Here is a 24,251-nt window from a genome sequence, read left to right as displayed (position 1 = left end):
AGGCGGCGGCCGGCGGGCCGGCACGCGCTGCCGCTAATGAATATCCAGGTGAAGTCCCGCTTTCAAGCCCTTGATACGACTACGATCGCCGGACAGGAAACAGGCACGAACCGATGAGTATAACGGCACCCGGCGGGGGCCGGGGCCGGAGGCCGCAAACGAAACGGGCACCTTGCGGTGCCCGTTTCGGTACAGCATGAAGCCGTGGATCAGGCTTCGGCTTCGACCACGACCTTGACCGTGGTCTCGACGTCGGCGTGCAGGCGCACCAGCACCTCGTACTCGCCGATGTTGCGGAACGCGCCTTCGCCCAGCACCACTTCGCCCTTTTCCAGCGGCAGGCCGGCGGCGGTGAACGCCTCGGCGATATCGCGCGGGCCGACCGAGCCGTACAGCTTGCCTTCGGTGGACGCGTTGGCCTTGACCGTCACGCTGGCGCCTTCCAGCTTGGCCGCACGGGCCTCGGCGTCGGCGTGGATCGACTGCGCCTTGGCTTCGTAGTCGGCGCGCTTGGCTTCGAACTCGGCGATGTTCGCGGCGGTGGCCGGCACGGCCTTGCCCTGCGGCACCAGGAAGTTGCGGCCATAGCCCGGCTTGACGTCGACCTTGTCGCCGAGGCCGCCCAGGTTGGTCACTTTCTGCAGAAGAATCAGTTGCATGGTGTTGCTCCGTTATTCGTTAGCGCACGCCCGAAGGCGCCCGCAACGCTTGCTGTCCGAATAGGACGGGGATGGGATTGCCGGGAATCGGGAATGGAAAAATCCCGCCGAAGCCAAGCTGTTCCTTCAACAACCCGCACATGGATGTGCGGGCTCTTGTGAGGGACTCACATCAAATATCGTGGTTGTCCGTGTACGGGATCAGCGCCAGGAAACGCGAGCGCTTGACCGCCGTAGCCAGCTGACGCTGGTACTTGGACTTGGTGCCGGTCACGCGGCTCGGCACGATCTTGCCGTTCTCGGTGAGGTACTGGCGCAGGGTGTTGAGATCCTTGTAGTCGATCTCTTTGACGCCCTCGGCGGTGAACTTGCAGAACTTGCGGCGACGGAAGAACTTGGACATGGCAGTGCTCCTTAGGCGGCTTCGGCGGCGTCGCCGTCGGTTTCGGTGGCGGCGGCAGGCGCATCGCCTTCCTCGTCGTCGCGGCGACGGCGCTCGCTACGCTCGGGCTTGTCGCCCTTCTCGTCCTTGCTCTTCATGATCAGCGACTGCTCGGTGTCCGGGCCGTCGCGCTTGATCACCAGGTGGCGCAGCACGGCGTCGTTGAAGCGGAAGCTCTCGACCAGTTCGGCGAGGATGGCCTGGTCCACTTCGATGTTGAGCATGACGTAGTGCGCCTTCACCAGGTTCTGGATCGGGTACGCCAGCTGGCGACGGCCCCAGTCTTCCAGACGGTGGATGGTGCCGCTGCCGTTCTCGACCAGCGACTTATAGCGCTCGATCATGGCCGGGACCTGCTCGCTCTGGTCCGGATGGACCAGGAACACGATTTCGTAATGACGACTCATGTGGTTATACCTTTCGGATGTGGCCCGAGGGCCGGACAGCCCCCCGCGAGGCCCAAAACGGGTGCGGTGGGGCAAGGGATCCCGCCACGACGGGCGCAGGAAGCCGGAAAGTATGGCAGCGCAGGGGCCGCACCGCAAGTTGGCGGCCGTACGCGCATGTATGGCGGGCACCACCTGCTGCAGACAATGCGGCGGCCCAGGCTGTCGCCGCATGGGCGCCGGTTTGCGACACTCGCCGGATGAACCGTAGACAGCCCGCACTCCCAGCCACCGAAGCCACGCCGCTTTCCGCGCGATGGCCCGTCCTGGCCGCTGCCCCAGGCCGTGAGCTTGCAGCCGGGCCAGCGCGAGTACGCGGCGCCGCGCGCCCTTGCCGCATCTGCGGCATGGCGACCGGGGACGCGCGTTGAGCGCCCACCCGCACGCCCACCCTCCCCTACGCGGCGGCCAGCCGCTGCAGTTGGACCTGCCGCCGCCAGTCGCCACCGCGCTGCGCAGCGCACGCCGCTACCTGCTGGACGACGGCACGCCGCTGTACGCGCTGGCGTTCGATGCCGAACGCTTCCAGCCGCAGGCCTTCGCCGCCGCGGCGATCGCCTGCCCGGACAGCGTCGCGCGCAGCGTGCGCAAGCGCCAGGCGGAATTCCTGTTCGGGCGCCTGGCCGCGCGGCTGGCGCTGGGCGAGGCGCTCGGCCCGGCGCAGGCGCAGGCGGAGATCGCGATCGGTACGGCGCGCGAGCCGCGCTGGCCGGCCGGCAGCCTGGGCAGCATTTCCCATAGCGGCGGCTGCGCGGCGGCCGTGGCGCTGCCGACCGGCCAGGCCCAGGGCATCGGCATCGACCTGGAACGGCTGCTCGCGCCCGCCGCGCGCGAGGCCGTGCTGAGCATGGCGATCGATGCGCAAGAAGCCGATCTGTTGGCCGCCGCGGCCGATCCGCAGTGGTCGCACGATGCGCTGCTGACCGCGCTGTTCTCAGCCAAGGAAAGCCTGTTCAAGGCCGCGTTCGGCGTGGTCGGGCGTTATTTCGACTTCGCCGCGGCGCGCGTATGCGCGGTCGACCTGGCGCGACAGCGGCTGCGCCTGCGGCTTACCGAGACGCTATGCGCGCAGTTCGCCGAAGGACAGGTCTGCGAGATCGGCTTCGCGCGCCTGGACCTGGATCCGCAGCTGGTGCTGACCCACTACGCGTGGTGAGCGCGGCGCCGGCGCTCAGCCCGCGGCGGCCGCCGCATGCTCTGCATCGGTGGTGAAGCTCTCGCCGCAACCGCATTCGGCGGTGGCGTTGGGATTGCGAAAGATGAAGGTCTCGCCCAGGCCCTGCTTGGCGAAGTCGATCTCGGTGCCGTCGACCAGCGGCAGGCTGGCGGCGTTGACGTAGATGCGCACCCCATCCTGCTCGAACACCGCATCGTCCGGATGCGCCTCGCGCGCCAGGTCGGTGACGTGGCCCCAGCCCGAGCAACCGGTGCGTTCGACGCCGAAGCGCAGGCCCAGCGCGCCAGGGGTCTGGGCGACGAAGCGCTGCACGCGCTCGAAGGCGACGGGAGTGAGATGGATGGCCATGGCGAACGACTCCGGGAACAGCGAACGGTCATTATAGGGAGGAAGCGCGGCGGCGGATGCGCGCCACGCCTCGCAAGCGCCGCGGTTCAGCCAGTACACTTGCCCGTTCCATATCGAGTCGCTGCGGCGAGGATTCAAGTCATGACGGTGGTGAGCGTTGAGCATGCGCTGGCCGGGAAGATCCCGGCGGGCGGCGAAGTGACGGTACGCGGCTGGGTCCGCACCCGGCGCGATTCCAAGGCGGGGCTGTCCTTCGTCAACGTCAGCGACGGCTCCTGCTTCGCGCCGATCCAGGTGGTGGCGCCGGCCGAGCTGCCCAACTACGAGGCGGAGGTGAAGCGGCTGACCGCCGGCTGCGCGGTGATCGCGCGCGGGCGCCTGGTCGCCTCGCAGGGCCAGGGCCAGAGCTTCGAGATCCAGGCCGAGGCGATCGAGGTGGTGGGCTGGGTCGAGGACCCGGAGACCTACCCGATCCAGCCCAAGGCGCATTCGCTGGAATTCCTGCGCGAGGTTGCGCACCTGCGCCCGCGCACCAACCTGTTCGGCGCGGTCACCCGCATCCGCAACTGCCTGGCGCAGGCGGTGCACCGCTATTTCCACCAGAACGGCTACAACTGGATCAGCACCCCGATCATCACCACCTCCGATGCCGAAGGCGCCGGGCAGATGTTCCGCGTGTCGACCCTGGACCTGGCCAACCTGCCGCGCGACGGCCAGGGCCAGGTCGATTTCGGCCGCGACTTCTTCGGCAAGGAAACCTTCCTGACCGTGTCCGGCCAGCTCAACGTGGAGGCCTACTGCCTGGCGCTGAGCAAGGTCTACACCTTCGGCCCGACCTTCCGCGCCGAGAACAGCCACACCACCCGCCACCTGGCCGAGTTCTGGATGATCGAGCCGGAGATCGCCTTCGCCGACCTGGCCGAGGACGCGCGGGTGGCCGAGGACTTCCTCAAGTACCTGTTCCGCGCGGTGCTCGAGGAGCGCGGCGACGACCTGGCGTTCATCGCCGAGCGCGTGGACAAGACCGCGATCAGCAAGCTGGAGGCGTTCATCAACTCGCCGTTCGAGCGCATCGAGTACGGCGACGCGATCGCGCTGCTGCAGAAGTCCGGGCACAAGTTCGAGTTCCCGGTGGAATGGGGCCTGGACCTGCAGACCGAGCACGAGCGCTGGCTGACCGAGCAGCACGTCGGCCGCCCGGTAGTGGTGACCAACTACCCCGAGCACATCAAGGCCTTCTACATGCGCCTGAACGACGACGGCAAGACCGTAGCGGCGATGGACGTGCTGGCCCCGGGCATCGGCGAGATCATCGGCGGCAGCCAGCGCGAGGAGCGCCTGGACGTGCTGGACACGCGCATGGTGCAGTTCGGCCTGGACCCGCAGCACTACGGCTGGTACCGCGACTTCCGCCGCTACGGCACGGTGCCGCACGCCGGCTTCGGCCTGGGCTTCGAACGTCTGGTGGTCTACATCTGCGGGCTGAGCAACATCCGCGATGCGATCCCCTACCCGCGCGCGCCGGGCAGCGCAGAGTTCTGAGGACATGGCCGACGCCGACGCCAACGCCACGGTGACCATGTACCGGCCGCTGGGACCGGAGGAATTCGCGCTGGTGCGCGATTCCGGGTTCCGGCGCTGGCCGCCGCGGCTGCCGGAACAGCCGATCTTCTATCCGGTGACCAACCAGCGCTACGCCGAGGAGATCGCCGGGCGCTGGAACGTCAAGGACAGCGGCGTCGGCTACGTGGCGCGGTTCGCGGTGCGCGCGGCATTCCTGGCGCCCTACCCGATCCAGAAAGTGGGCGGCGCGCAGCACACCGAGTGGTGGATCCCGGCCGATGTGCTGGAAACGCTGAACGACAATATCGTCGGTCTCATCGAGATCGTTGCGCGCTTCGATGCACCGCTTGAGGAGACGTCGGCATGATCCTGTTCTTCGCGCTGTGCTTCGTCGGCGTGGCCATCGCCGGGTTCAGCGCGTTCCTGATCTTCTGGCCGCTGACCCTGGTGCATATCCGCGACCGGCATCCGCCGCTGGTCGCGGTGTTCGGCCCCGGCGCGTTTCTCAAGCCGATAGCGCTGGGCTGGTTGCTGGCGCGGCGCTACCGCCCGCTCGGCGATCGCTCGCTGTCCGGGCTGGCGACGCCGGCCTGGCTGTCGCTGCTGACCATCTTCTTCGGCCTGGGCATGGCGGCCCTGCTCTGGCTGCTTTCCCTGGTGATTCCATGACTTCAGACGCATCCGCCGCCGATCGGTGGTACCTGGCCAGCCTCGGCCGCATCCTGGTGTGGGCGCGCCTGCGCGTGCGCGACGCCGGCACCGCCGAGGTGCTGGACAGCGACGGCAACACGCTCAGCTACGACAGCGAGGACACCGCGCAGGCGGCGCTGTTCGACGCCGAGTTCGTCGCCTTCGACGGCCTGGACGAGGACGATGCGCTGGCGCGCGGCTTCTCGCTGCATGAAGTGGCGCCGCCGCAGGCCGACGACGATGCCGCGCTGCGCGGACGCATGACCCAGACCCTCGGCGCACGCGCCTGAGCGGCCGATGCACGTCCCGCCGGCGTTCGCCGAAACCGACCTGAGCGCGCTCGACGCGCTGATCGCGCGCGACCCGTTCGCGACCCTGGTCACCGTGGCCGACGGCCTTCCCTGCGCCACACCTCTGCCGGTGCTTTACCGGCGCAACGGCGCGCGCATCGTGATCGAAGGCCACTGGGCGCGCGCCAATCCACAGTCGCGCCATGCCGGTCCTGCGTTGCTGATCGTGCATGGCCCGCAGGCCTACGTGTCGCCGAGCTGGTATCCGGACAAGGAGGCGATGGCGCGCGTGCCGACCTGGAACTACGCCACTGCGCACCTGCACGGCCAACTGCAGGTCAGCGACGACGAAGCGCTGCTGGCCGACATCGTGGCGCGGCTCAGCGAACGCCACGAGCGCGCGCTCGGCAGCGACTGGCGCTACGAGCCGCACAACGACGCGCACCGGCGCCAGTTGCGCGGCATCGTCGGCTTCCGTTTCGAACCGGAGCGGGTGGAACTGAAGTTCAAGCTCAGCCAGAACCACCCGGCCGCGAACGTGATGGCGGTGAGCGAGGCCTTGCAGGCGCAGGCCGATCCTGGCGCGCAGGCGGTGGCCGCGTTGATGCGCGAGCGCCTGCCGTACGGCTGAGCGGCGCAGGCGCCTTGCGCATGCGGCGTTGCCGTCGGTGCACGCGGCTGCACACGACACTGCAATCGTTCTTCTCCCGTCGCGACCATAGCTCCCTTTAGAGGGGCGCATGGGGACGTGCGCAGCTTCGCGCAAGCGAACATCGCGAGGGCTTCGCTGCGTACCCTCACCCCAACCCCTCTCCCGATGGGAGAGGGGCTGAAGCGGGCGTTCCGACAACTCAACAGCTGCACTGCATGCTCGGCCATCGATCAGCGGCCGAGGATGAGAACGCGACTATCTGGAATCCACCTCGCAAGGTGCACTGAAACTCGACCACGACGTCGCCATGCGCCCTGCCTGCGCGCGCAGGCAGGGCGCCAGCACCCCTCCCCTGCACCCGGTTGCGCCGCTCAACCGCAATTGCTGACCAGCCGCTGCCGGTCGCTGTCCGCCCGCCGGGTGTTCGCCATTCCGCCGTCCAGCGGCGACAAGCCTTCGCGGATCGCATAGCGGGTCAGTTGCGCGATGCCGTGCATGCCGAGCTTGAGCATGATGTGCTCGCGGTGGGTGCCGATGGTCTTGACGCTGATATGCAGCCGCGCGGCGATTTCCTTGGTGGACAGGCCTTCGGACAGCAACTGCACGATTTCGCGCTCGCGCGAGGTCAGCAGCGTATAGGCGGAAACGGCGTCGCCCTGCGGGCGGCGGTACTCGCTGACCAGCGATTGCGATAGGCCCGGGCTGATGTACAACTGATCGTTGCTGACCTGCTGGATCGCCCGCAGCAGTTCGTGGAAGGTGCTGTTGCGGGCCAGGTAGCCTTTTGCGCCGGCATCGATGACCACGCGCACGTTGGCCGCGGCATCGGAGGCGGCGATGCAGATCGCCTTGCTCTGCGGGCTGCGCTGCAGCAGCCGGCGCGTGGCCTCGATCCCGTTCAGGCCCGGCAGCATCACGTCCATCAGCACGATGTCGGGCTGTCTCCTGGTCACAAGTTGTACGCATTCCAACCCATCGGCGGCATGGCCGACCACGTCGATGTCGGGCGTGTTGTTCAACAGGGCGACCATGCCCTCCAGCACGATGCTGCGGTCGGCGGCAATCACGATACGTGTGTTCATTCTCTACCCGTTGTCCTCGCCATGGATCTCCCTACGCTCGCCGCCGCGCGAAAACACGCATTCCCCGCGGCGCGACACGCCCCTTTTGAACCGATGCGACAGCGTTACGTCACTTGCGTGGCGCAATCAGCTTGTCACGCCGCGCAATCGCAGCCATCGGCCTCAGGCTGATATGGATGGCGGCCATACCTGAACTTGCATGGATTCGCGCATTCGTCTCGCTGCGTAGACAGGCCCTGTAGAAACGGCGAGCAATGCGTACTGCGCAGCGGAGAAAAACACGCTGGCTGTCGCGCCGCCGGCACATCCGAGAACACGCCACAAACGCCGTGGCATGTACCGGCGGCAGCGCGGCGAAGGTGGCGATCAGTCCGGCTTCGGCAGCGCGGCCGGAAGCGCCGGGTTGTCCGCCTGCAGCATGGCGCGGGCGAAATCGGCGAGCCGCTGCTGCACCGCGGCCGGCGGCGTGCCGGCGTCGATCGACTGCTGCAGGGCCATCAGCTGAGCGGCCAGTTCGCCCTGCCAACGCATGCGTTCGGCGTCGTTGCCGGCGCGCTGCACCTCCAGCGTCGCCTGGGTCTGCGCCGCGGCGTCGCCGCGCACCAGCGTCTCCATCGAATCGACCAGGCGCTGCAGCAGCCGGTACACCGCGGTCGCGGAGAAGCCGCCCAGCATCGCCAGGGTCGGCTTGCCGAAAGTGCGCATGCCGCCGCTTTCGAACAGGTCGCCGGGCAGCACTTCGACCAGGATCAGCCCGGCGATCAGGCCCAGGATCATGCGCGCGCCGTAGGACGCGTCGAACTTGGGATCGTAGGTGGCATTGGCGACGTAGCGATGCACCTGGAACAGGGACGAGAACGAGGCGCCCAGGCCGGCGCAGGACAGCAGGAACAAGGCGTTCCACAGCAGCACGCTGCCGGAGGAATCCAGGAATCCCAGGCGTACGTTGTCCGCGCTGACCTCATCGGACAAGGCCGAGGCCACCACCGAGAACAGGAACAGCAGCGAGGTCGCGGTCAGCGCGCGCACCAGCGGCAGCGGTCCCAGCAGGGTCGCCCAGTGTCGGCGGCGGCGCTCGGCATCGAGCAGGAACACCGCCTGCGGCGTCGCCGGTCGAATCAGTTGCGCCAGCCGGCGATGGCTCACCGCCAGTTCGTGCGCACAGTGTTCGCTGCCGGCGGCACCAGGCACGCTGCCGTCCAACAGCACCGACAGGCGCGCGACCAGCTCCGGCGGCACCGCCATGCCCTGCTCCAGCGCATAGCGCGTCATCGCCTCGCACTCCACGCGCAGCTGCGGCAGGATGCCCGGCGGCGGCAGCCGTGGCGCGATGCCCGGACCGGCTAGCCAGCGCCTCACGGCCGTGCCCAGCGCCTGAATCCCTGCATTCATCGCAACACTCCTGGACGCGAACGATGGCGATGGCGGCACCGATGCCGATGCCGCACAAATGGCGGCGCTGCCGCCCTTACGGAATGCGCTGCAGGGTGCCGGCGTCGGCGCGCGTGCCGAGGCGGTCGAAGATGCGCAGGGTGGCGCTGCCGTCCGCTTGCGGCTGCAGCTCGGCCTGGCCATCGCTGAGACGGCCGCAGTAGCCGGCGTCGTTCACGGTCAGCGACAGCACCAGCGTGGTGTCGCGCATGCCGGCGTAGCGCGCGTCGAGCTGGCAATCGCGCGGACTGCCGTAGCGCAGTTTGGCCAGCGGCGCGCCGGGCGACAGCGGCGTGGCGGCGATCGCGAGCGTCAACGCCACCGGGTTGCGGCCGCCGCCGCTGCCGCCTGCCAGGCGCCAGTTGCCCTGCAGCGCGCTCACCGGACCCAGCGCGGTATGCAACAGTACCGGCAGCGGCGTGCCGTCGATGCTCAGTTGCAGGTCGTCGGCGGCGCTGCGCTGCGCGGTCAGGCGCCGGCCCAGCAACCGGTCGCAATAGATGCCGCCGTTGATCGAGTCCAGGCGATAGGCGCCGGCCTCCTGCGGCAGCAACGCCAGCGTGCAGTTCAGTGGCGCGCCGAACTGCAGGCTGGCCTTGCCGGCGGCTTGGTCCAGACGCACCGCGGCGATGCGCCGGGCATCCAGCGCCAGGCTGCCGCGCCAGTCGCCGCCCGGCAGCGCGGCCGGGGCCGAAGGCGGGGCCGCGGCGGCGGTCAGCGGTAGCGCCAGCGCCAGGCATAGCGACGGCCACAGGCATGGGCGCGGGAAACGCTGCGAACGGATGGGCATGCGACTCTCCTGTTGGATTGGATGTGGATGGCGCTTATCTGCGGCCGTTCACCAGGGCAGCTCGAGGAAATAGACGATGGCCAGCAACGCGGCGCATGCCGACAGTACCGCGAGCAAGGCCGACGCCATGCGCCGGCGCCGCCGCCGACGCTGCGCGCGGGCCAGCGACAGCAGGTCGATCCGCAGGTCCCGGCACCATTGGTCGGTGTCGCGCCGCGACAGGACAAAACCGTGTCTACGCATGGTCTGGCTCCGTATGCGGTTCCTGCGTGCCGGGCGGGCGCTGCAGGTTCCAGAGTTTCAGCAGCTGTCCGTCGAACAGCACTTCGCCCAGCGGCGCGTGCGCGCCCTGGAACACGATCTGCAGGCGGTGGCCGGGCCGCCGCGGTTTGCGCGGCAACACCCGCAACAGCAGGCGCGGCGCTTCGTCGGGCATATCCAGCACATCCAGCTCGACTTCGAATGCCAGGGTCAGTTGCCCGATCTGCGGGGTTTGCCAGGCGCGCAGTTCCCACAACGGGATCTGCAGCGATGGCGCATCGGCCGTGGCCGCCGCCACCGGCAGCGTGGTTTCGCCGCCGAAGCAGGCCCGCAACAGCCGGTCGTGGCGGGCGCGGCAGCGCTGTTGCGCATCCAGCAAGGCCGCCGACAGTCCATGCAGCAGCAGGTCGAAATCGCAGCGCAGCGCACGCATCATTCGTCCTTCAGCCAGGCCGGCCTGCGCGGGAATCCCACGTGGTAGCACAGCCACTGCATCACCACCTGGTGCTCGCCGACCTGGAGCACGGCGAAATTCTTTTCGGTGCCGATGATCGCGCCCTTCGGCGTATCGCTCAGGCAGCGGTTGAGCAAGGCCCGGGCCGCTTCGACCTGCTCGGGCGTTTGCATCTGCGTCGGGTTGTCGCTGCCGACCACGACCCGCTTGACGAACTTGACTTCAGTGAGGTCGAACATCGTTGACGAGTCCCCCGACGAGATGGTCCAACTAGTGGCTTACGCGGCGACCGGTACCGGCGCGCCGACCTTGCGCGGCGCCACCGAGCTCTGCAGGATGTCCATCACCCTGGCCAGCCCTTCCGGCATGCCCCGGTCCTCGGCGTGCACCGAGACGTGGTACTTGGCCGAGTTGTCGGAGCTGCGCGCGTTTTCCTTGTGCGTGGCCACCGACCCCTGGATGTGCACCTTGGCCTTGAACATGCCCCAGCCGAATTCCATGTCGGCCGACAGCGAGGCCGACGCGTCGGTGGAGGACTTCTCGGAGAAGGACGACTTCACTTCCATGTCGAAGGTGACGTCCACCGTGCGGATGCTCAGGCTGGGCACGTTGACGATCGCCAGCAACGGCACTTCCAGCTCCACTTCTTCTTCGGCGATGCCGCCGGCGGTGGTCGGGTCGTCGACCGGCCGCTTGAAGCGGAAGCTCGCGGTGCGGGTGGCGCCGAGGGCTTGCGGATCGGCGCTGCCGGCGTCCGGCGGCAGGAAGCCGATGACGCGGATGAAATCGGCGGTGGCGCGGGCCAGCTTGACCTGCGCGTTGCAGGCCGCATCCAGCGGACCGCCGATCAGGTCGGCCATCGGCAGACCCTTGAACTGACTGGAGATGTTTACGAGTTCGTCAGGCATTGCAGTAACTCCTTAGGTAGGTGGATTGGTGACATCGTCCGTGCCCGCGGCGGCCGGCCTGTCGGCCATGACCGTCTTGAACACGCCCTGCGTCTGCGCCAGGTGATTCATCAGCCTGGCCGCTCCGTCAGTTGGTTCGGTCCCCTCCACGCGCAACACCACGTGGACGGCACTCTGGCGCTGGCTCTTCGCGCTTGCGCTGGTATCCACGCGCACGCTGGACTTGGCCGCGGTGCGCTTGGCCTGCCAGGCGCCTTGCGGCGCGGCGGGGTCCGGCGGCGGCGCGAAGAAGCCTTCGCTGGACTGCAGCCCGCCCATGTCGCCGAGCTGCGCGTCGAAACTGATCTCCACGTCCTTGATCCGCAGCACGTTGGTCGAGACCAGCGGCAGCAGCGGTGCGCGGTAGTAATCCTCGTCGTCCTCGCCGGCCTGCGGGTGCTGCGACGGCAGGCGGATGATCACGCTCTTGGGCCGATGGAACTCGTCGAAGTAGTCGCCGAGGTTGGCCATCTGGTGCTGTTCGATGCGGTCCTGCGCCTCGATCACCGCACCGGCCAACGCTTCGATCAGGTCATTCAATGCGGTCTGCCCAGCCATGTTCGCTCCTGGAGAAAGGGACTGCCGTCGGCGACGGCAGCGGATCGGTGTCGCCCGGCAGATCCGGGCAGCTGCCGCCGCGCCGGCAGCGACAGGCGCGGGCGGCGGCGTGGCGGCGCCGGCTCAGCTCAGGTCGGGAAACGCGTCCACCCTGGCCAGCCAGCCCTTGAGGAACTTGCCGAGCGCGGGCTTGGCATCGACCAGGCGCCGGTAGTAGTCGCGGCGGCCCTGCTTGTAGCGCGCGTACAGGTCGCGCTGGTCGGCGGCCAGCAGCGCCGCCAGGGTGGTCGCGCCGAACTTGCCGTCGGCGGTCAGTTGCAGCGCCGGCTTCTGGTCGTTGAGCACGCGCTGCAGCAGCTTGGTCGCGTTGTTTCCGGCGTTGACCTGGAAATCGAACAGGATGTCGGCCAGAGGCTGCAGCGCGATCTCGTCGCCATGCACCGCGTTCCAGTAGCACGCCTTGTAGATCACCGCGGCCTGCGCGTCGCTGAGCGCGCGCAGGTTGGCCAGGGTCGGTTCCAGCTGCAGCAGGCTCTTGGCATACAGCCGGAACGTGCCCAGGGTGATGCCCTTATTGGTCGCGCCGCCCGGATCCACCGGGTCGTTGACGAAGCCGCCCTCGTGCTTGAGCAAGGTGGGAAAAAACGCGTTGAAGTCGGCCATTGCGATCCTCCGGAAGTGCGCCCGTCAGCGGGCTTGGAGGAAGTGTGGCGAGCCGGCACCGGCGGCGGGATCGGCAAAAACCCGATACGGCGGCGCGCAGAAACTGAGGCTGCACGCCACGACGACGCGGGGCTGCGCGCGTCGCAAAAAGCGCATCGACCGCCATACGCAGGCGTGTGTGCCGGCACCCGTCAGGCTGGCCGATGAATCGGCGCGCGCGGCGGCGCCACGGCGGCTGCATCCTCACGCCGGCTTCTGGAATAATGCGCGGCTATGAGCAAAATCGATCAGCTACTGCACAACAACCGCGCCTGGTCCGAGCGGATCAATCGCGAGGATCCGGACTTCTTCGGCCGCCTGTCCAAGCAGCAGACCCCGGAATACCTGTGGATCGGCTGCTCGGATTCGCGGGTGCCGGCCAACCAGATCATCGACATGGCGCCGGGCGAGGTGTTCGTCCACCGCAACATCGCCAACGTGGTCGTGCACACCGACCTCAACTGCCTGTCGGTGATCCAGTTCGCGGTGGAGGTGCTGAAGGTGCGGCACATCCTGGTGGTCGGCCATTACGGCTGCGGCGGCGTGCATGCCGGGCTGACCCGCGCGCGCCTGGGCCTGGTCGACAACTGGATCCGCCACGTCACCGACGTGGCCGAAAAGCACGAAGGCTGCTTGCAGCAGGCCGGCGACCTGAGCCTGCAGCACGCGCGTCTGTGCGAACTCAACGTGCTCGAGCAGGTGGTCAACGTCAGCCGCACCTCGATCGTGCGCGACGCCTGGGCCGCCGGCCAGGAGCTGACCGTGCACGGCTGGGTCTACAGCCTGCGCGACGGCCGCGTGCACGACCTGGGCATGGGACTGGAGCGGATCGAGGACCTGGCGCCGCGCTACGATGCCGCACTGGCGCGGATCTGCCAGGACCGCGAGGATCGCTGATCCGGTGCCGGCGCCCGCGCCGACGCGACCACCCAAGGACACCGCATGCTCCCCGCCCCGCTGAACCTGCACGCCTGGATCGACGAACACCGGCACCTGCTGAAGCCGCCGGTGGGCAACAAGTGCATCTATTCCGGCGACTTCATCGTGATGGCGGTCGGCGGGCCGAACGCGCGTTCGGACTTCCACTATGACGAAGGCCCGGAGTGGTTCTACCAGCTCGAAGGCGAGATGGTGCTGAGGATCCAGGAAGACGGTGCGGTGCGCGAGATCCCGATCCGCGCCGGCGAGACCTTCCTGCTGCCGCCGAAGGTGCCGCATTCGCCGCAGCGGGGACCCGATTCGGTGGGCCTGGTGATCGAGCGCCGCCGCCTGCCGCACGAAAACGACGGCCTGCAGTGGTATTGCGAACACTGCAACCACCTGCTGTACGAAGAATACTTCCCGCTGCGCAACATCGAGACCGATTTCCCGCCGGTGTTCGCGCGCTTCTACGCCTCCGAGGCGCTGCGCACCTGCGTCCGTTGCGGACAGCTGCACCCGCTGCCGGCACCCGTCGCCGCGCCGTGAGCGCACCCTCGCCGACCGTCGCGCCGGGCTGCGATGCTGCATAGCCTGATCGCGCTGAAGCCGCGCGACGTCCCGCTGCGCGTCGCCCTGCGCAACACCTTCGCGGTGGTCGCCCCGCTCGCCGTGGGCGTGGCCGGCGGCCATGCCGAACTCGGCCTGGCAATGGCCACCGGCGCGCTGAACACCATGTTCTCCGACCAGCCCGGGCCGTACCGGGCGCGCATGCAGCGCATGCTGATGGCCGCGCTGGCCGCCGGCGGCGCGGCGCTGCTGGGCATGCTGATCGGCGCGCATACCCCGGCGCTGGCGCTGGCGGCGTTGCTGCTGGGCCTGGGCGGCGGCCTGCTGGTGGCGCTGGGTCCGGTCGCGGCGCGGGTCGGGCTGACCAGCATGATCCTGCTGGTGGTCAGCGCCGACGTGCGCCTGCCGGCGGCGCAGAGCGTCGGCGTGGCCGCGCTGATCTTCGCCGGCGGCGTGCTGCAGATGCTGATGGCGCTGGCCGCCTGGCCGCTGCAGCGCTACCGCCCGGAGCGGTTCGCGCTGGCCGAACTGATGCGGCAGCTGGCCGGCATCGCCCGCCAGCGGCCGAGCGCGACGCTGGCGCCGCCGGCCACCGAGGCGGTGCTGGAGGCGATGGTGATGCTGCACGGCGAGCACCGTTCGCGCGGGCTGGCGGTGCAGTCGTTCCGGATCATCGCCGAGCTGTGCGAACGCGCGCGGCTGGAACTGCTGACCCTGACCGACCTGCACGGGCGCCTGGACGAGGCCGCCGGCGCGCGGCTGCCGATCGAGCGCGTGCTGGAACGCAGCGCGGTGGTGCTGGACCAGCTCGCCTACGCGCTGGACAACGCCGAAGACCCGGCCGCGGCGGAGGCCTCGATGACCGGCTTCGACGATCTGGCCGAGGCGCTGGCGCAGGCCCAGGCGCAAGCGCAGGACACCCGCGAACGGCGCCTGATGCGTATCGCCGTGGCCCGCGCGCAGGGCCTGGGCGGGCAGCTGCGCGCGCTGGTGCGCAACGGCCACTGGGCCAGCAGCCGCGGCGAGATCCAGGCCGAACTGGCCGAGGCCCGGTTGCCGGCGGCGCTGCGCCCGCTGGCGCCGCTGCAGACCCTGCGCGCCAACCTCGGCTTCTCCTCGGTCGCGTTCCGGCATGCCTTGCGCTGCGGCGTGTGCCTGAGCCTGGCGGTGCTGTTCGCACGCTGGCAGGCGATCCCGCACGGTTACTGGATACCGATGACCACCGCGATCGTGCTCAAACCGGATTTCGGCGGCACCCTCAGCTTCGGCGCGCTGCGCGTGGCCGGCACCTTCGCCGGACTGGTGCTGGCCACCGTGCTGGCCCACTTCACGATGGATGGCGTGGTGGTGCGGCTGCTGTTGCTGACCGTGTTCTGCCTGGGCTTCCGCCTGCTGACCCAGGTCAACTACGGCCTCGGCGTCGCCTCGCTGACCGGCATGCTGGTGTTGCTGCTGTCGTTCGAGGGCATGGCCCCGGGCGAGGCGATCGGCGAACGCATCCAGGCCACCGTGCTCGGCAGCGCGCTGGCGCTGGTCGCCTACGCGCTGTGGCCGACCTGGGAGCGGCGGCATATCCGCGCCACCCTGGCGCAGCTGTTGCTCGCGTATCGCGACCACCTCGCCGCGCTGCTCGAAGGCCGCCTGCAGGCGCTGCCGGAGACCCGCGCCGCGTCGCGTACCGCGCGCACCAACGTGCAGGCCTCGATCGAGCGCCTGCGCGGCGAGCCGCGGCGCAAGCGCAACCTGCGCGAACTGAAGCTGGCCGAATCGGTGCTGGCCAACGGCAACCGCCTGATCCGCGCTTCGCTGGCGCTGGAAGCGGTGCTGCGCGACAGCCCTTCGCTGCCGCCGCTGCCGGAGCTGGAACAGTTCCGGGGCCAGGCGCATGCGGCGCTGACCCAACTGGCCGACAGCCTGCACAGCGGCACCCCGCCGGCGCAGGCGACCTTGCGCAACGACGAACGACGCCTGGCCGAGGCGCTGGCCGCGCATCTGCAGGAGGCCAACGACGGCTCGGCGCTGGCCGCGCTGGCCGACACCGGCGACCGCGTCGCCGACAGCGTCGGCACCCTCACCCACCTGTTGCGCAGCGCCATGCTGCCGGCCACCGCCACGGTCGCCGACGAAGCGCTACGCCGCGACCGGTAGACTGTGCGCTCGTCCTGTCACCCACTGCCGATGAACGAGATCCTGACCCGCAACCACGCCACCGCGCTCGACGCCGCCGACCCGCTGCGCGAGCTGCGCCGCGAATTCCTGTTCCCGCAGCACCAGGGCGCCGACCAGGCCTACTTCGTCGGCAATTCGCTCGGCCTGCAGCCGCGCGGCGCGCGCGCCGCGGTGCAGGAGGTGCTGGACAAATGGTCGACGCTGGCGGTGGAAGGCCACTTCACCGGCGACACGCAGTGGATGACCTACCACGAGCTGCTGGCCGCGCCGCTGGCGCAGCTGGTCGGCGCGCTACCGCACGAAGTGGTGGCGATGAACACGCTGACGGTGAACCTGCACCTGCTGATGGTCAGCTTCTACCGCCCCACCCGCGAGCGCCCGGCGATCCTGATCGAGGCCGGCGCGTTCCCGTCCGACCAGCATGCGCTGGCCTCGCAGATCCGCTTCCACGGCTTCGATCCGGCCACCGAGCTGATCGAAGTGCAGCCCGACGGCGCCGACGGCACCGTGTCGCTGGCCGCGATCGAGCGCGCCATCGGCGAACACGGCCCGCACCTGGCGCTGGTGCTGTGGCCGGGCGTGCAATACCGCACCGGGCAGGCCTTCGACCTGGACGCGGTGACGCGGCTGGCGCGCGCGGCCGGCGCCGCGGTCGGTTTCGATCTCGCGCATGCGGTCGGCAACATCCCGTTGACCCTGCACGACACCGCGCCCGATTTCGCGGTGTGGTGCCACTACAAGTACCTCAATGCCGGCCCCGGCGCGGTCGCCGGCGCCTTCGTGCACGAGCGCCATGGCCACGGCGACACGCCGCGCTTCGCCGGCTGGTGGGGCCACGACAAGCGCACCCGCTTCCAGATGCGCCCGGAGTTCGTCGCCGCGCCCGGCGCCGACGGCTGGCAGTTGAGCAATCCGCCGATCCTGAGCATGGCGCCGCTGCGCGCCTCGCTGCAGCTGTTCGAGCGCGCCGGACTGCCGGCGCTGCGGCGCAAGTCGCTGCAGCTCACCGGCTATCTGGAGACGCTGATCCGCGCGCGCCTGGCCGAGACCCTGCAGATCGTCACCCCGGCCGACCCGGCGCAGCGTGGCTGCCAGCTGTCGCTGCGCGTGATCGGCGGGCGCGAACGCGGCCGCGCGCTGTTCGAGTACCTGCAATCGGTCGGCGTGCTCGGCGACTGGCGCGAGCCGGACGTGATCCGGATCAGCCCGGTGCCGCTGTACACCCGCTATCGCGACGTCTACCGCTTCGTCGAGGAAGTGGAAACCTGGGCCGGCGTCTGAGCCGCCCCCTCCTGCGCGGCCACGGCCGCGCGTCATGCCGGACTTTTCCTTGAGCGCCTCCCCCCGCAGCATCACCCTGATCGGCGCCGGCCTGGCCGGCTCCCTGCTCGCCATCCTGCTCTCGCGCCAGGGCTGGCGCGTCACCGTCTACGAGCGCCGCGGCGACCCGCGCATCCAGGACTACGAGCGCGGCCGCTCGATCAACCTGGCGCTGGCCGAGCGCGGCCTGCATGCGCTGCGCCAAGCCGGCGCCGATGCCGCGGTGATGGCCAAGGCGGTGATGATGCGCGGGCGCATGGTGCATTTCGCCGATGGCCGCCAGCAGCTGCAGCGCTACGGCCGCGACGACAGCGAAGTGATCTGGTCGGTGCACCGCAACGATCTCAACATCACCCTGCTGCAGCTGGCCGAACAGGCCGGCGCGCAGATCCACTTCTACCGGCGCCTGCACACGGTGGACTTCGACGCCGGCTACGCGCGCTTCATCGACGACCGCGACGACCAGCCGCACGACATCCGCTTCCGCAGCATGATCGGCGCCGACGGCGCCGGCTCGGCGCTGCGCGCGGCGATGCAGCGCAAGTCGCCGATGGCCGAGCACACCGAGTTCCTGGACCATTCGTACAAGGAACTGGAGATTCCGCCCAACGCCGACGGCAGCTTCCGCATCGAGGCCAACGCGCTGCACATCTGGCCGCGCGGGCACTACATGTGCATCGCCCTGCCCAACGACGAAGGCACCTTCACCGTCACCCTGTTCCTGCCGAACGAAGGCGAGCCCAGTTTCGCCACCACCCGCAGCGGCGATGAAGCCCTGGCGTTGTTCCAACGCGACTTCGCCGATGCGCTGCCGCTGATGCCGCAACTGGCCGAGCACTGGGAACAGCACCCGCCGGGCCTGCTCGGCACGCTGCGCCTGGAACGCTGGCACCTGGACGGGCGTGCGGTGCTGCTCGGCGATGCCGCGCATGCGATGGTGCCGTTCCACGGCCAGGGCATGAACTGCGCGTTCGAGGATTGCGTGGCCCTGGCCGCGCACCTGCAGCGCGAGCCGGACCTGGGCCGCGCCTACGCCGCATTCGAGGCCGAGCGCAAACCCAATGCCAGCGCGATCCAGCAGATGGCGCTGGAGAACTACATCGAGATGCGCGACCGCGTCGGCGATGCCGGCTTCCTGCTGCAGCGCGAGCTGGAGCAGGCGCTGCAGGAGCGCCACCCGACCCGCTTCGTACCGCACTACACCATGGTCACCTTCCTGCGCACGCCGTATGCGTTGGCGTTGGAACGCAGCGAGATCCAGCGCCAGATCCTGGTGCAGGCCACGCAGGGCCACAGCGACCTGTCGCGGATCGACTGGGACTGGCTGGAACGCATGGTGCACGAACGCCTGGCGCCGCTGGACGGCGCGCATTGAAGCATCTTGCCTTACCCTGTAGGAGCGGCTTCAGCCGCGACCGGCATTACCGATAAAGCCTGTCGCGGTTAAAACCGCTCCTACACAAGCCGGCCCATGCGTAACGCAAGCGGCGACGCAGCCGCGGCCGATGCTCTGCCACCACACACCGCCAATCTCCCATGCCCGACAGCTTTCTCTTCTACGACCTGGAAACCTTCGGTGCCGATCCGCGGCGCACGCGCATCGCCCAGTTCGCGGCGGTGCGCACCGATGCGGCGCTGAACGTGGTCGAGGAGCCGGTCAGCTTCTTCGTGCAGCCGGCCGACGACCTGCTGCCCTCGCCGATCGCCACGCTGATCACCGGCATCACCCCGCAGCAGGCGCTGCGCGACGGGGTCAACGAGGCCGATGCGTTCGCGCGCATCGCCGAGCAGATGGCGCGGCCGCAGACCTGCACGCTGGGCTACAACTCGCTGCGCTTCGACGACGAGTTCGTGCGCCACGGCCTGTTCCGCAACTTCCACGATCCGTACGAACGCGAGTGGCGCGGCGGCAATTCGCGCTGGGACCTGCTGGACATGCTGCGGCTGATGCACGCGCTGCGCCCGGACGGAGTGGTCTGGCCGCAGCGCGACGACGGCGCCACCTCGTTCAAGCTGGAGCAGCTGGCGCTGGCCAACGGCGTGCGCGACGGCGACGCGCACGAGGCGCTGTCCGACGTCTACGCCACCATCGGCATGGCGCGGCTGTTCCGCGAGCGGCAACCGCGGCTGTGGGACTACGCGCTGAAACTGCGCGACAAGCGCTTCTGCGGCGGCCTGCTCGACGTGGTGGCGATGCAGCCGGTGCTGCACGTATCGATGCGCTATCCGGCCGCACGCCTGTGCGCGGCGCCGGTGCTGCCGCTGGCGCGGCATCCGCGCATCGACAGCCGGGTGCTGGTGTTCGACCTGGAAGGCGATATCGAGCCGCTGCTGCGCTACACCCCGGAGCAGATCGCCGACCGCCTGTACACGCCGCAGGCCGACCTGCCCGAGGGCGAGCAGCGCATTCCGTTGAAGGAAGTGCACCTGAACAAGGCGCCGGCGCTGGTCGCCTGGTCGCATCTGCGCGATCGGGATTTCGCCCGCCTGCAGCTCGACCCGGCGCAGATCCTGGCCAAGGCCGCGCGCCTGCGCGAGGCCGGGCCGGAGTTGGCCGAAAAGGTTCGCCGCGTGTTCGGCAACGAGCGCGCATCGGCCCCGGCCGACGTGGACGCCTCGCTGTACGACGGCTTCCTGGCCGACACCGACAAGCGCGCGATGGCGCAGGTGCGGGCGACCCCGCCGGCACAGCTGGCGCCGCTGGAATCGGGCTTCCGAGATCCGCGCCTGCCCGAGCTGCTGTTCCGCTACCGCGCGCGCAACTGGCCGCAGACGCTGTCCATCGTTGAGCAGAGCCGCTGGGACGACTACCGGCGCCAGCGCCTGCACGGCGACAGCGGCCTGGCGGAACTGGGCTTCGACGGCTACTACGCGCAGCTCGCGGATTTACGCCTGGCTCACCCCGACGATGCTACCAAGCAGGCTCTGCTCGATCAGCTGGCCGCCTGGGGCCAAGACCTGCAACGTACCTTATGACCTCTTATTTCAGCGACGCCAGCTTCAAGTTCCTGCGTGCCCTGGCGCGGCACAACGACAAGGCCTGGTTCAACGACAACCGGCACAAGTACGAGGAGCACGTGCGCCAGCCGTTCCTGCGCCTGATCACCGACCTGCAGCCGGACCTGGCCCAGGTCAGCGAACATTTCCGCTCCGACCCGCGTGGGGTCGGCGGCTCGCTGTTCCGCATCCATCGCGACGCGCGTTTCTCCCACGACAAGTCGCCGTACAAGACCTGGCAGGGCGCGCGCCTGTTCCACGAGCGGCGCAAACAGGTGCCGGCGCCGTCGTTCTACATCCATCTGCAGCCGGGCGAGAGCTTCGTCGGCGCCGGCCTGTGGCATCCGGAACCGGACACGCAGCGCAAGGTGCGCCAGTTCATCTTCGACAACCCAGGCAGCTGGAAAGCCGCCGCGCACGCGCCGAAGCTGCGCCGCCGCTTCGACTTCGAGGCAACGGAAGTGCTGGTGCGGCCGCCGCGCGGCTTCCCCGCCGAGTTCGAGTTCATCGACGACCTCAAGCACAAGAACTGGGTGTTCTGGCGCCAGCTCGACGACGCCACCATGACCGGGCCGAAACTGCGCTCGCTGGTGGCGGCCGACCTGCAGACGCTGGCCCCGTTCGTGGACTACCTGTGCGCGGCGCTGGATCTGGAATTCTAGACAGGCAACGCTTCACTGTAGGAGCGGCTTCAGCCGCGACGGCTTTACCGATGACGCCTGTCGCGGCTGAAGCCGCTCCTACAAAAGCTTGCTACCCAACGAGGCACACGATGAAAAAATGGCTGGCCTTGCTGTTCCTCGCCCTGCTCGCCCTCGGCGGTTATGTCGTCGCCGGACCCTACCTGGCGATCCGCGGCATCAGCCAGGCGCTGGAACAGCGCGATGCGGCGGCGCTGGAGCGCTACGTCGACTTCCCCACCCTGCGGGTCAACCTGAAGGCGCAGGTCGACGATGCGCTAGTGCGTCGCGCCGGGCCGGACCTGCAGGCCGGCCTGTTCGGCGGCGCGCTGCTGTCGCTGGCCGGCAGCGTCAGCGGCATGGGCGTGGATGCGATGGTCACCCCGGCCGGGATCGGCGCCTTGCTGCAGGGCGATGCGCTGTGGAAACGCGCCAGCGGCGACACCGTCGGCGGCGACACCTACGCCGCGCCACGTCCGCCGCAACCGTTGCGGCAGGCCGAACACCGCTTCGAATCGACCTCGCGCTTCGTGGCCACCATCCACACCGCCGACGGCACCGCGGTGCCCTGCGTCTTCACCCGCGACGGACTGCGCTGGAAGCTAAGCAACATCCTGCTGCCCCTGTAGGAGCGGCTTCAGCCGCGACATCGGCGTCGGAAGAAGCATCATCGCGACTGATGACACGAGGCCACCCGGAGTCCCTACAGGAAGCTTGCGACCAACCCGGTCGGTGCAGGCTTTACACCCCACCCACAGATTGCCGAAACCATAGCGGCTTCCAACTCCGCTCGTCGCGACTGAAGTCGCTCCCACAAGGACTTGCGGCAAGCCGGCTGGTGCACTGTGGGAGGGACTTCAGTCCCGACTGCTCGATGCATCCGCCCCAACAAGGCACCCGAACCAAGATGGTAACCGCCTCCGCCCGTCGCGGCTGAAGCCGCTCCCACAAGGAACTGCAGCAAGCCGGCTGGGTGCACTGCGGGAGGGACTTCAGTCCCGACTGCTCGATGCATCCGCTCCAACAAGGCACCTGAACCAACATGGTATCCGCCTCCGCCAGTCGCGACTGAAGTCGCTCCCACAAGGACTTGCGGCAAGCCGGCTGACTGCACTGTGGGAGGGACTTCAGTCCCGACTGCTCGATGCATCCGCCCAACAAAGCACCGGAACCAAGATGGTGTCCGCCTCTGCTCGTCGCGACTGAAACCACTCCCGCAGTGACGGGCGGCATGCGGCAGCAGCGCCGCTCAGCGGCGCCAGGCGGTCGTCTCGAGTGCCCGCTGCAGGCGCCGGAACGTCGGCCGCAACTGCCAGCGTGCCGGCCACGACAGGCGCGCCAGCGCGGCGCGCGCATCCAGCGCCTGCACATCGCCGGTCCAGGCGAACACCACATGGTTGTCCCCCTCCGGCTCGTCCATGCGCAGCACGCGGCCGTCGAAGATCTTGCGCAGGTGCGCCACATGCTGCCGGGTGTCGGTGTCGTACAGGTTCACCGCCAGCACGCCGCCGGGTGTCAGCGCGGCATGGCAAGCGTCGTAGAAACCGCGCGTGCGCATTGCCGCTGGGATGCCGTCGGCATCGTAGGCATCGAGCAGCAACAGGTCGTAGCGGCCGCGGCGCTGCGGCAGCATCTGCGCGCCGTCGCCGTGCAGCGCCTGGAAGCGTGCGTCGTCGGCCGGGATATGGAACGCGTCGCGCAGCGCCAGCACGTCGGCATCGGCCTCGATCGCCTCGATCCGCGCCTGCGGCAGGTGCCGATAACAGAACTTGGCCTGCGAGCCGCCGCCCAGGCCGACGATGCCGATGCAGCGCGGCTCCGGCCGCAGCAGCAACGCGCCGAGCATGCTGCGGGTATAGCCCACCTCCAGCAGGTGCGGCCACCAGGTGAGCATCCGGCTCTGGGTCACCTCGCCCTTGAACTGCAGGCTGGTGTAGCGCCAGCCGCGCTCCACGTACGGCCGCCCCGGACGCGGCGCCTGCGCACGGTCGGGCCGCAGCAGCTGGCGCAGCGTGGCCCAGCGACCGCCTGCGCCGCGGTTGCCGCCGGAGGCCGCGCTCACGGCTTGGCGATGACGTTGGCCACGCCGTGCGGCACGTGCCCGGCGGCCACCCGCTCGCGTGCGGCGCTGTCGATGTTGTGCTGCGAGTCGTCGAAGAAGATGTCGGCGCCGAACGCCTGCAGGAACGGCCCCTTGTGGCGGCCGCCGAGGAACAGCGCCTCGTCCAGGCGCACGCCCCACTCGCGCAGCGTGCGGATCACCCGCTCATGCGCCGGCGCCGAACGCGCGGTGACCAGCGCGGTGCGGATCGGCGAGGCCTCACCGGCCGGGAACGCGGACTGCAAGGCATGCAGCGCGGACAGGAAATTGCGGAACGGACCGCCGGTCAGCGGTTCGCGCGCATTCTCGCGCTCGTAGCGGCCGAACGCTTCCACGCCCTGCTCGCGCGAGAAGCGCTCGCCTTCGTCGCCGAAGATCACCGCGTCGCCGTCGAAGGCGATGCGCAGCTGCGTGGACAACCGCTCCGAATCGATCGCCCCGGCCGCGGCGGCGGCTTCCTGCGCACGCTCGCCCGGCGGCTTGGGCAGGATCGTCGCCGCAGCGATGCCGTGGCTGAGCGCGCGCCGCACCGATTCCGGATTGGCCGACAGGAACAGGTCGGTGCCGAACGGCTTGACGTAGGGCCAGGTGGCCTCGCCGGAAGTGAAGGTGGCACGGACGATGCCCAGCCCGTAGTGCTGGATCGAATTGAAGATGCGCAGCCCGGTGTCGGCGGAATTGCGCGACAGCAGGATCACCTCCACCGGCGGCGTCTCCGGCGGCGTGCCCTGGTTCAGCGCCAGCAGCTTGCGCACCACCGGAAACGCCACGCCCGGCGCCAGCACATCGTCCTCGCGCTCGCGCTGGTACGCGCTGTACGCCTCCACCCCTTCCTTCTCGAACAGGGCATGGCCCTCTTCCAGATCGAACAGGGCACGCGAGGTGATCGCGACGGTTAGCAGGCGGGGGGAGTTGTCGGACATGGGAGCAGGGATTCGGAATTAGGGATTCGGGATTGGCAAAAGCGGCGTACTGGATCGGAACGTAAAAGAGTAAGGCGTCGA

General features: G+C 69.2%; 29 protein-coding genes. 14 read left to right on the top strand and 15 right to left on the bottom strand.

Annotated features, from left to right (window positions below; all coding sequences use genetic code 11):
• Positions 1 to 209: 209 nt before the first annotated feature.
• The 3 genes from rplI to rpsF form a co-directional block, all read right to left on the bottom strand.
• Complete coding sequence (gene rplI, locus HEP74_RS09620) at positions 210 to 659, bottom strand: 50S ribosomal protein L9 (RefSeq protein ID WP_185816238.1); 450 nt, start codon at positions 657 to 659, stop codon at positions 210 to 212.
• A 172-nt stretch (positions 660 to 831) separates the two neighbouring features.
• Positions 832 to 1,062, bottom strand: a complete 231-nt coding sequence (gene rpsR, locus HEP74_RS09615; RefSeq protein WP_003473336.1) for a 30S ribosomal protein S18 — start codon at positions 1,060 to 1,062, stop codon at positions 832 to 834.
• Between the two features lie 11 nt (positions 1,063 to 1,073).
• Positions 1,074 to 1,508, bottom strand: a complete 435-nt coding sequence (gene rpsF, locus HEP74_RS09610; protein ID WP_003473337.1) for a 30S ribosomal protein S6 — start codon at positions 1,506 to 1,508, stop codon at positions 1,074 to 1,076.
• Between the two features lie 406 nt (positions 1,509 to 1,914).
• Between rpsF and HEP74_RS09605 the strand changes: the two genes are divergently transcribed.
• Complete coding sequence (locus HEP74_RS09605) at positions 1,915 to 2,703, top strand: 4'-phosphopantetheinyl transferase family protein (protein WP_221893177.1); 789 nt, start codon at positions 1,915 to 1,917, stop codon at positions 2,701 to 2,703.
• 15 nt (positions 2,704 to 2,718) lie between these two features.
• Here HEP74_RS09605 and HEP74_RS09600 read toward each other — a convergent pair whose 3' ends face one another.
• A complete protein-coding gene (locus HEP74_RS09600) occupies positions 2,719 to 3,072 on the bottom strand; it encodes a HesB/IscA family protein (protein ID WP_185816237.1) in 354 nt (117 codons plus the stop codon).
• A gap of 141 nt (positions 3,073 to 3,213) precedes the next feature.
• On the opposite strand from HEP74_RS09600, the gene asnS reads away from it, so the two are divergent.
• Genes asnS through HEP74_RS09575 form a run of 5 tightly spaced genes read left to right on the top strand, consistent with a single transcriptional unit; the run spans position 3,214 to position 6,246 of the window.
• Entirely contained in the window at positions 3,214 to 4,614 is a 1,401-nt protein-coding gene (asnS, locus tag HEP74_RS09595) for an asparagine--tRNA ligase (protein ID WP_185816236.1), read from the top strand.
• Complete coding sequence (locus tag HEP74_RS09590; RefSeq protein ID WP_185816235.1) at positions 4,571 to 5,002, top strand: ADP-ribosylation/crystallin J1; 432 nt, start codon at positions 4,571 to 4,573, stop codon at positions 5,000 to 5,002. The genes asnS and HEP74_RS09590 overlap by 44 nt, the downstream gene beginning before the upstream one ends.
• The gene (locus tag HEP74_RS09585; protein WP_185816234.1) at positions 4,999 to 5,304 is read left to right on the top strand and encodes a hypothetical protein; all 306 of its coding nucleotides are present in this window, start codon (positions 4,999 to 5,001) and stop codon (positions 5,302 to 5,304) included. Before HEP74_RS09590 ends, HEP74_RS09585 begins: the two co-directional genes overlap by 4 nt.
• Positions 5,301 to 5,615, top strand: a complete 315-nt coding sequence (locus HEP74_RS09580; RefSeq protein ID WP_185816233.1) for a hypothetical protein — start codon at positions 5,301 to 5,303, stop codon at positions 5,613 to 5,615. Before HEP74_RS09585 ends, HEP74_RS09580 begins: the two co-directional genes overlap by 4 nt.
• A gap of 7 nt (positions 5,616 to 5,622) precedes the next feature.
• Entirely contained in the window at positions 5,623 to 6,246 is a 624-nt protein-coding gene (locus HEP74_RS09575) for an FMN-binding negative transcriptional regulator (RefSeq protein WP_185816232.1), read from the top strand.
• 392 nt (positions 6,247 to 6,638) lie between these two features.
• Here HEP74_RS09575 and HEP74_RS09570 read toward each other — a convergent pair whose 3' ends face one another.
• From HEP74_RS09570 to HEP74_RS09530, 9 genes are all read right to left on the bottom strand, one after another.
• Positions 6,639 to 7,349, bottom strand: coding sequence for a response regulator (locus HEP74_RS09570; RefSeq protein ID WP_185816231.1), 711 nt, complete (start codon positions 7,347 to 7,349; stop codon positions 6,639 to 6,641).
• A gap of 366 nt (positions 7,350 to 7,715) precedes the next feature.
• Entirely contained in the window at positions 7,716 to 8,621 is a 906-nt protein-coding gene (locus HEP74_RS09565) for a hypothetical protein (RefSeq protein ID WP_221893186.1), read from the bottom strand.
• 196 nt (positions 8,622 to 8,817) lie between these two features.
• Positions 8,818 to 9,570 carry a hypothetical protein gene (locus HEP74_RS09560; RefSeq protein ID WP_185816229.1) on the bottom strand — a complete coding sequence of 251 codons (753 nt, stop codon included), beginning with the start codon at positions 9,568 to 9,570 and terminating at the stop codon, positions 8,818 to 8,820.
• A 48-nt stretch (positions 9,571 to 9,618) separates the two neighbouring features.
• Positions 9,619 to 9,813 (bottom strand): hypothetical protein, encoded by a 195-nt coding sequence (locus HEP74_RS09555; protein WP_185816228.1) that lies wholly within the window; start codon positions 9,811 to 9,813, stop codon positions 9,619 to 9,621.
• The gene (locus HEP74_RS09550; RefSeq protein ID WP_185816227.1) at positions 9,806 to 10,264 is read right to left on the bottom strand and encodes a hypothetical protein; all 459 of its coding nucleotides are present in this window, start codon (positions 10,262 to 10,264) and stop codon (positions 9,806 to 9,808) included. Before HEP74_RS09550 ends, HEP74_RS09555 begins: the two co-directional genes overlap by 8 nt.
• Entirely contained in the window at positions 10,264 to 10,524 is a 261-nt protein-coding gene (locus tag HEP74_RS09545) for a hypothetical protein (RefSeq protein WP_003471826.1), read from the bottom strand. The genes HEP74_RS09550 and HEP74_RS09545 overlap by 1 nt, the downstream gene beginning before the upstream one ends.
• A 39-nt stretch (positions 10,525 to 10,563) precedes the next feature.
• Entirely contained in the window at positions 10,564 to 11,193 is a 630-nt protein-coding gene (locus tag HEP74_RS09540) for a DUF2589 domain-containing protein (protein ID WP_185816226.1), read from the bottom strand.
• 12 nt (positions 11,194 to 11,205) lie between these two features.
• Positions 11,206 to 11,790: a DUF2589 domain-containing protein gene (locus HEP74_RS09535; RefSeq protein ID WP_185816225.1), complete on the bottom strand. Its 585-nt coding sequence runs from the start codon at positions 11,788 to 11,790 to the stop codon at positions 11,206 to 11,208.
• A gap of 123 nt (positions 11,791 to 11,913) precedes the next feature.
• A complete protein-coding gene (locus HEP74_RS09530) occupies positions 11,914 to 12,453 on the bottom strand; it encodes a glycoside hydrolase family 108 protein (RefSeq protein ID WP_185816224.1) in 540 nt (179 codons plus the stop codon).
• A gap of 273 nt (positions 12,454 to 12,726) precedes the next feature.
• On the opposite strand from HEP74_RS09530, the gene can reads away from it, so the two are divergent.
• From can to HEP74_RS09490, 8 genes are all read left to right on the top strand, one after another.
• On the top strand, positions 12,727 to 13,389 hold the full coding sequence (gene can / locus HEP74_RS09525; protein ID WP_185816223.1) for a carbonate dehydratase: 663 nt from the start codon (positions 12,727 to 12,729) through the stop codon (positions 13,387 to 13,389).
• 45 nt (positions 13,390 to 13,434) lie between these two features.
• Positions 13,435 to 13,959 (top strand): 3-hydroxyanthranilate 3,4-dioxygenase, encoded by a 525-nt coding sequence (locus HEP74_RS09520; RefSeq protein WP_185816222.1) that lies wholly within the window; start codon positions 13,435 to 13,437, stop codon positions 13,957 to 13,959.
• A 33-nt stretch (positions 13,960 to 13,992) separates the two neighbouring features.
• Entirely contained in the window at positions 13,993 to 16,128 is a 2,136-nt protein-coding gene (locus HEP74_RS09515; protein WP_185816221.1) for an FUSC family protein, read from the top strand.
• Between the two features lie 30 nt (positions 16,129 to 16,158).
• Positions 16,159 to 17,430, top strand: a complete 1,272-nt coding sequence (gene kynU / locus HEP74_RS09510) for a kynureninase (RefSeq protein WP_185816220.1) — start codon at positions 16,159 to 16,161, stop codon at positions 17,428 to 17,430.
• A gap of 34 nt (positions 17,431 to 17,464) precedes the next feature.
• Positions 17,465 to 18,844, top strand: coding sequence for an FAD-dependent oxidoreductase (locus HEP74_RS09505; protein WP_185816219.1), 1,380 nt, complete (start codon positions 17,465 to 17,467; stop codon positions 18,842 to 18,844).
• A 161-nt stretch (positions 18,845 to 19,005) separates the two neighbouring features.
• Positions 19,006 to 20,445, top strand: coding sequence for an exodeoxyribonuclease I (gene sbcB / locus HEP74_RS09500; protein ID WP_185816218.1), 1,440 nt, complete (start codon positions 19,006 to 19,008; stop codon positions 20,443 to 20,445).
• A complete protein-coding gene (locus HEP74_RS09495) occupies positions 20,442 to 21,128 on the top strand; it encodes a DUF2461 domain-containing protein (RefSeq protein ID WP_185816217.1) in 687 nt (228 codons plus the stop codon). Before sbcB ends, HEP74_RS09495 begins: the two co-directional genes overlap by 4 nt.
• A 110-nt stretch (positions 21,129 to 21,238) precedes the next feature.
• Positions 21,239 to 21,775 (top strand): DUF2939 domain-containing protein, encoded by a 537-nt coding sequence (locus HEP74_RS09490; protein ID WP_185816216.1) that lies wholly within the window; start codon positions 21,239 to 21,241, stop codon positions 21,773 to 21,775.
• A 620-nt stretch (positions 21,776 to 22,395) separates the two neighbouring features.
• Here the strand turns inward: HEP74_RS09490 and HEP74_RS09485 are convergent.
• Together HEP74_RS09485 and HEP74_RS09480 are read right to left on the bottom strand one after the other, a co-directional pair.
• Complete coding sequence (locus tag HEP74_RS09485) at positions 22,396 to 23,208, bottom strand: spermine/spermidine synthase domain-containing protein (RefSeq protein WP_185816215.1); 813 nt, start codon at positions 23,206 to 23,208, stop codon at positions 22,396 to 22,398.
• Positions 23,205 to 24,170 carry a 5'-nucleotidase gene (locus HEP74_RS09480; protein ID WP_185816214.1) on the bottom strand — a complete coding sequence of 322 codons (966 nt, stop codon included), beginning with the start codon at positions 24,168 to 24,170 and terminating at the stop codon, positions 23,205 to 23,207. Before HEP74_RS09480 ends, HEP74_RS09485 begins: the two co-directional genes overlap by 4 nt.
• Positions 24,171 to 24,251 lie beyond the last annotated feature (81 nt).

Origin of the sequence: Xanthomonas sp. SS (assembly GCF_014236835.1) — a bacterium.
Taxonomy (GTDB): domain Bacteria; phylum Pseudomonadota; class Gammaproteobacteria; order Xanthomonadales; family Xanthomonadaceae; genus Xanthomonas_A.
Note: the sequence above shows the minus strand (reverse complement) of the source record. Positions and strands in the feature narration are given on the sequence as shown.

Bases quoted from the DNA above. Each gene is read 5' to 3' on its own strand.
- HEP74_RS09585 (WP_185816234.1), top strand. From the start codon at position 4,999: ATGATCCTGTTCTTCGCGCTGTGCTTCGTCGGCGTGGCCATCGCCGGG.
- HEP74_RS09580 (WP_185816233.1), top strand. From the start codon at position 5,301: ATGACTTCAGACGCATCCGCCGCCGATCGGTGGTACCTGGCCAGCCTC.
- asnS (WP_185816236.1), top strand. From the start codon at position 3,214: ATGACGGTGGTGAGCGTTGAGCATGCGCTGGCCGGGAAGATCCCGGCG.
- HEP74_RS09520 (WP_185816222.1), top strand. From the start codon at position 13,435: ATGCTCCCCGCCCCGCTGAACCTGCACGCCTGGATCGACGAACACCGG.
- HEP74_RS09490 (WP_185816216.1), top strand. From the start codon at position 21,239: ATGAAAAAATGGCTGGCCTTGCTGTTCCTCGCCCTGCTCGCCCTCGGC.
- kynU (WP_185816220.1), top strand. From the start codon at position 16,159: ATGAACGAGATCCTGACCCGCAACCACGCCACCGCGCTCGACGCCGCC.
- sbcB (WP_185816218.1), top strand. From the start codon at position 19,006: ATGCCCGACAGCTTTCTCTTCTACGACCTGGAAACCTTCGGTGCCGAT.
- HEP74_RS09530 (WP_185816224.1), bottom strand. From the start codon at position 12,453: ATGGCCGACTTCAACGCGTTTTTTCCCACCTTGCTCAAGCACGAGGGC.
- HEP74_RS09555 (WP_185816228.1), bottom strand. From the start codon at position 9,813: ATGCGTAGACACGGTTTTGTCCTGTCGCGGCGCGACACCGACCAATGG.
- HEP74_RS09560 (WP_185816229.1), bottom strand. From the start codon at position 9,570: ATGCCCATCCGTTCGCAGCGTTTCCCGCGCCCATGCCTGTGGCCGTCG.
- HEP74_RS09535 (WP_185816225.1), bottom strand. From the start codon at position 11,790: ATGGCTGGGCAGACCGCATTGAATGACCTGATCGAAGCGTTGGCCGGT.
- HEP74_RS09575 (WP_185816232.1), top strand. From the start codon at position 5,623: ATGCACGTCCCGCCGGCGTTCGCCGAAACCGACCTGAGCGCGCTCGAC.
- HEP74_RS09505 (WP_185816219.1), top strand. From the start codon at position 17,465: ATGCCGGACTTTTCCTTGAGCGCCTCCCCCCGCAGCATCACCCTGATC.
- HEP74_RS09570 (WP_185816231.1), bottom strand. From the start codon at position 7,349: ATGAACACACGTATCGTGATTGCCGCCGACCGCAGCATCGTGCTGGAG.
- HEP74_RS09480 (WP_185816214.1), bottom strand. From the start codon at position 24,170: ATGTCCGACAACTCCCCCCGCCTGCTAACCGTCGCGATCACCTCGCGT.
- rplI (WP_185816238.1), bottom strand. From the start codon at position 659: ATGCAACTGATTCTTCTGCAGAAAGTGACCAACCTGGGCGGCCTCGGC.
- HEP74_RS09550 (WP_185816227.1), bottom strand. From the start codon at position 10,264: ATGCGTGCGCTGCGCTGCGATTTCGACCTGCTGCTGCATGGACTGTCG.
- can (WP_185816223.1), top strand. From the start codon at position 12,727: ATGAGCAAAATCGATCAGCTACTGCACAACAACCGCGCCTGGTCCGAG.
- HEP74_RS09545 (WP_003471826.1), bottom strand. From the start codon at position 10,524: ATGTTCGACCTCACTGAAGTCAAGTTCGTCAAGCGGGTCGTGGTCGGC.
- rpsR (WP_003473336.1), bottom strand. From the start codon at position 1,062: ATGTCCAAGTTCTTCCGTCGCCGCAAGTTCTGCAAGTTCACCGCCGAG.
- HEP74_RS09515 (WP_185816221.1), top strand. From the start codon at position 13,993: ATGCTGCATAGCCTGATCGCGCTGAAGCCGCGCGACGTCCCGCTGCGC.
- HEP74_RS09540 (WP_185816226.1), bottom strand. From the start codon at position 11,193: ATGCCTGACGAACTCGTAAACATCTCCAGTCAGTTCAAGGGTCTGCCG.
- HEP74_RS09495 (WP_185816217.1), top strand. From the start codon at position 20,442: ATGACCTCTTATTTCAGCGACGCCAGCTTCAAGTTCCTGCGTGCCCTG.
- rpsF (WP_003473337.1), bottom strand. From the start codon at position 1,508: ATGAGTCGTCATTACGAAATCGTGTTCCTGGTCCATCCGGACCAGAGC.
- HEP74_RS09600 (WP_185816237.1), bottom strand. From the start codon at position 3,072: ATGGCCATCCATCTCACTCCCGTCGCCTTCGAGCGCGTGCAGCGCTTC.
- HEP74_RS09590 (WP_185816235.1), top strand. From the start codon at position 4,571: ATGCGATCCCCTACCCGCGCGCGCCGGGCAGCGCAGAGTTCTGAGGAC.
- HEP74_RS09565 (WP_221893186.1), bottom strand. From the start codon at position 8,621: ATGACGCGCTATGCGCTGGAGCAGGGCATGGCGGTGCCGCCGGAGCTG.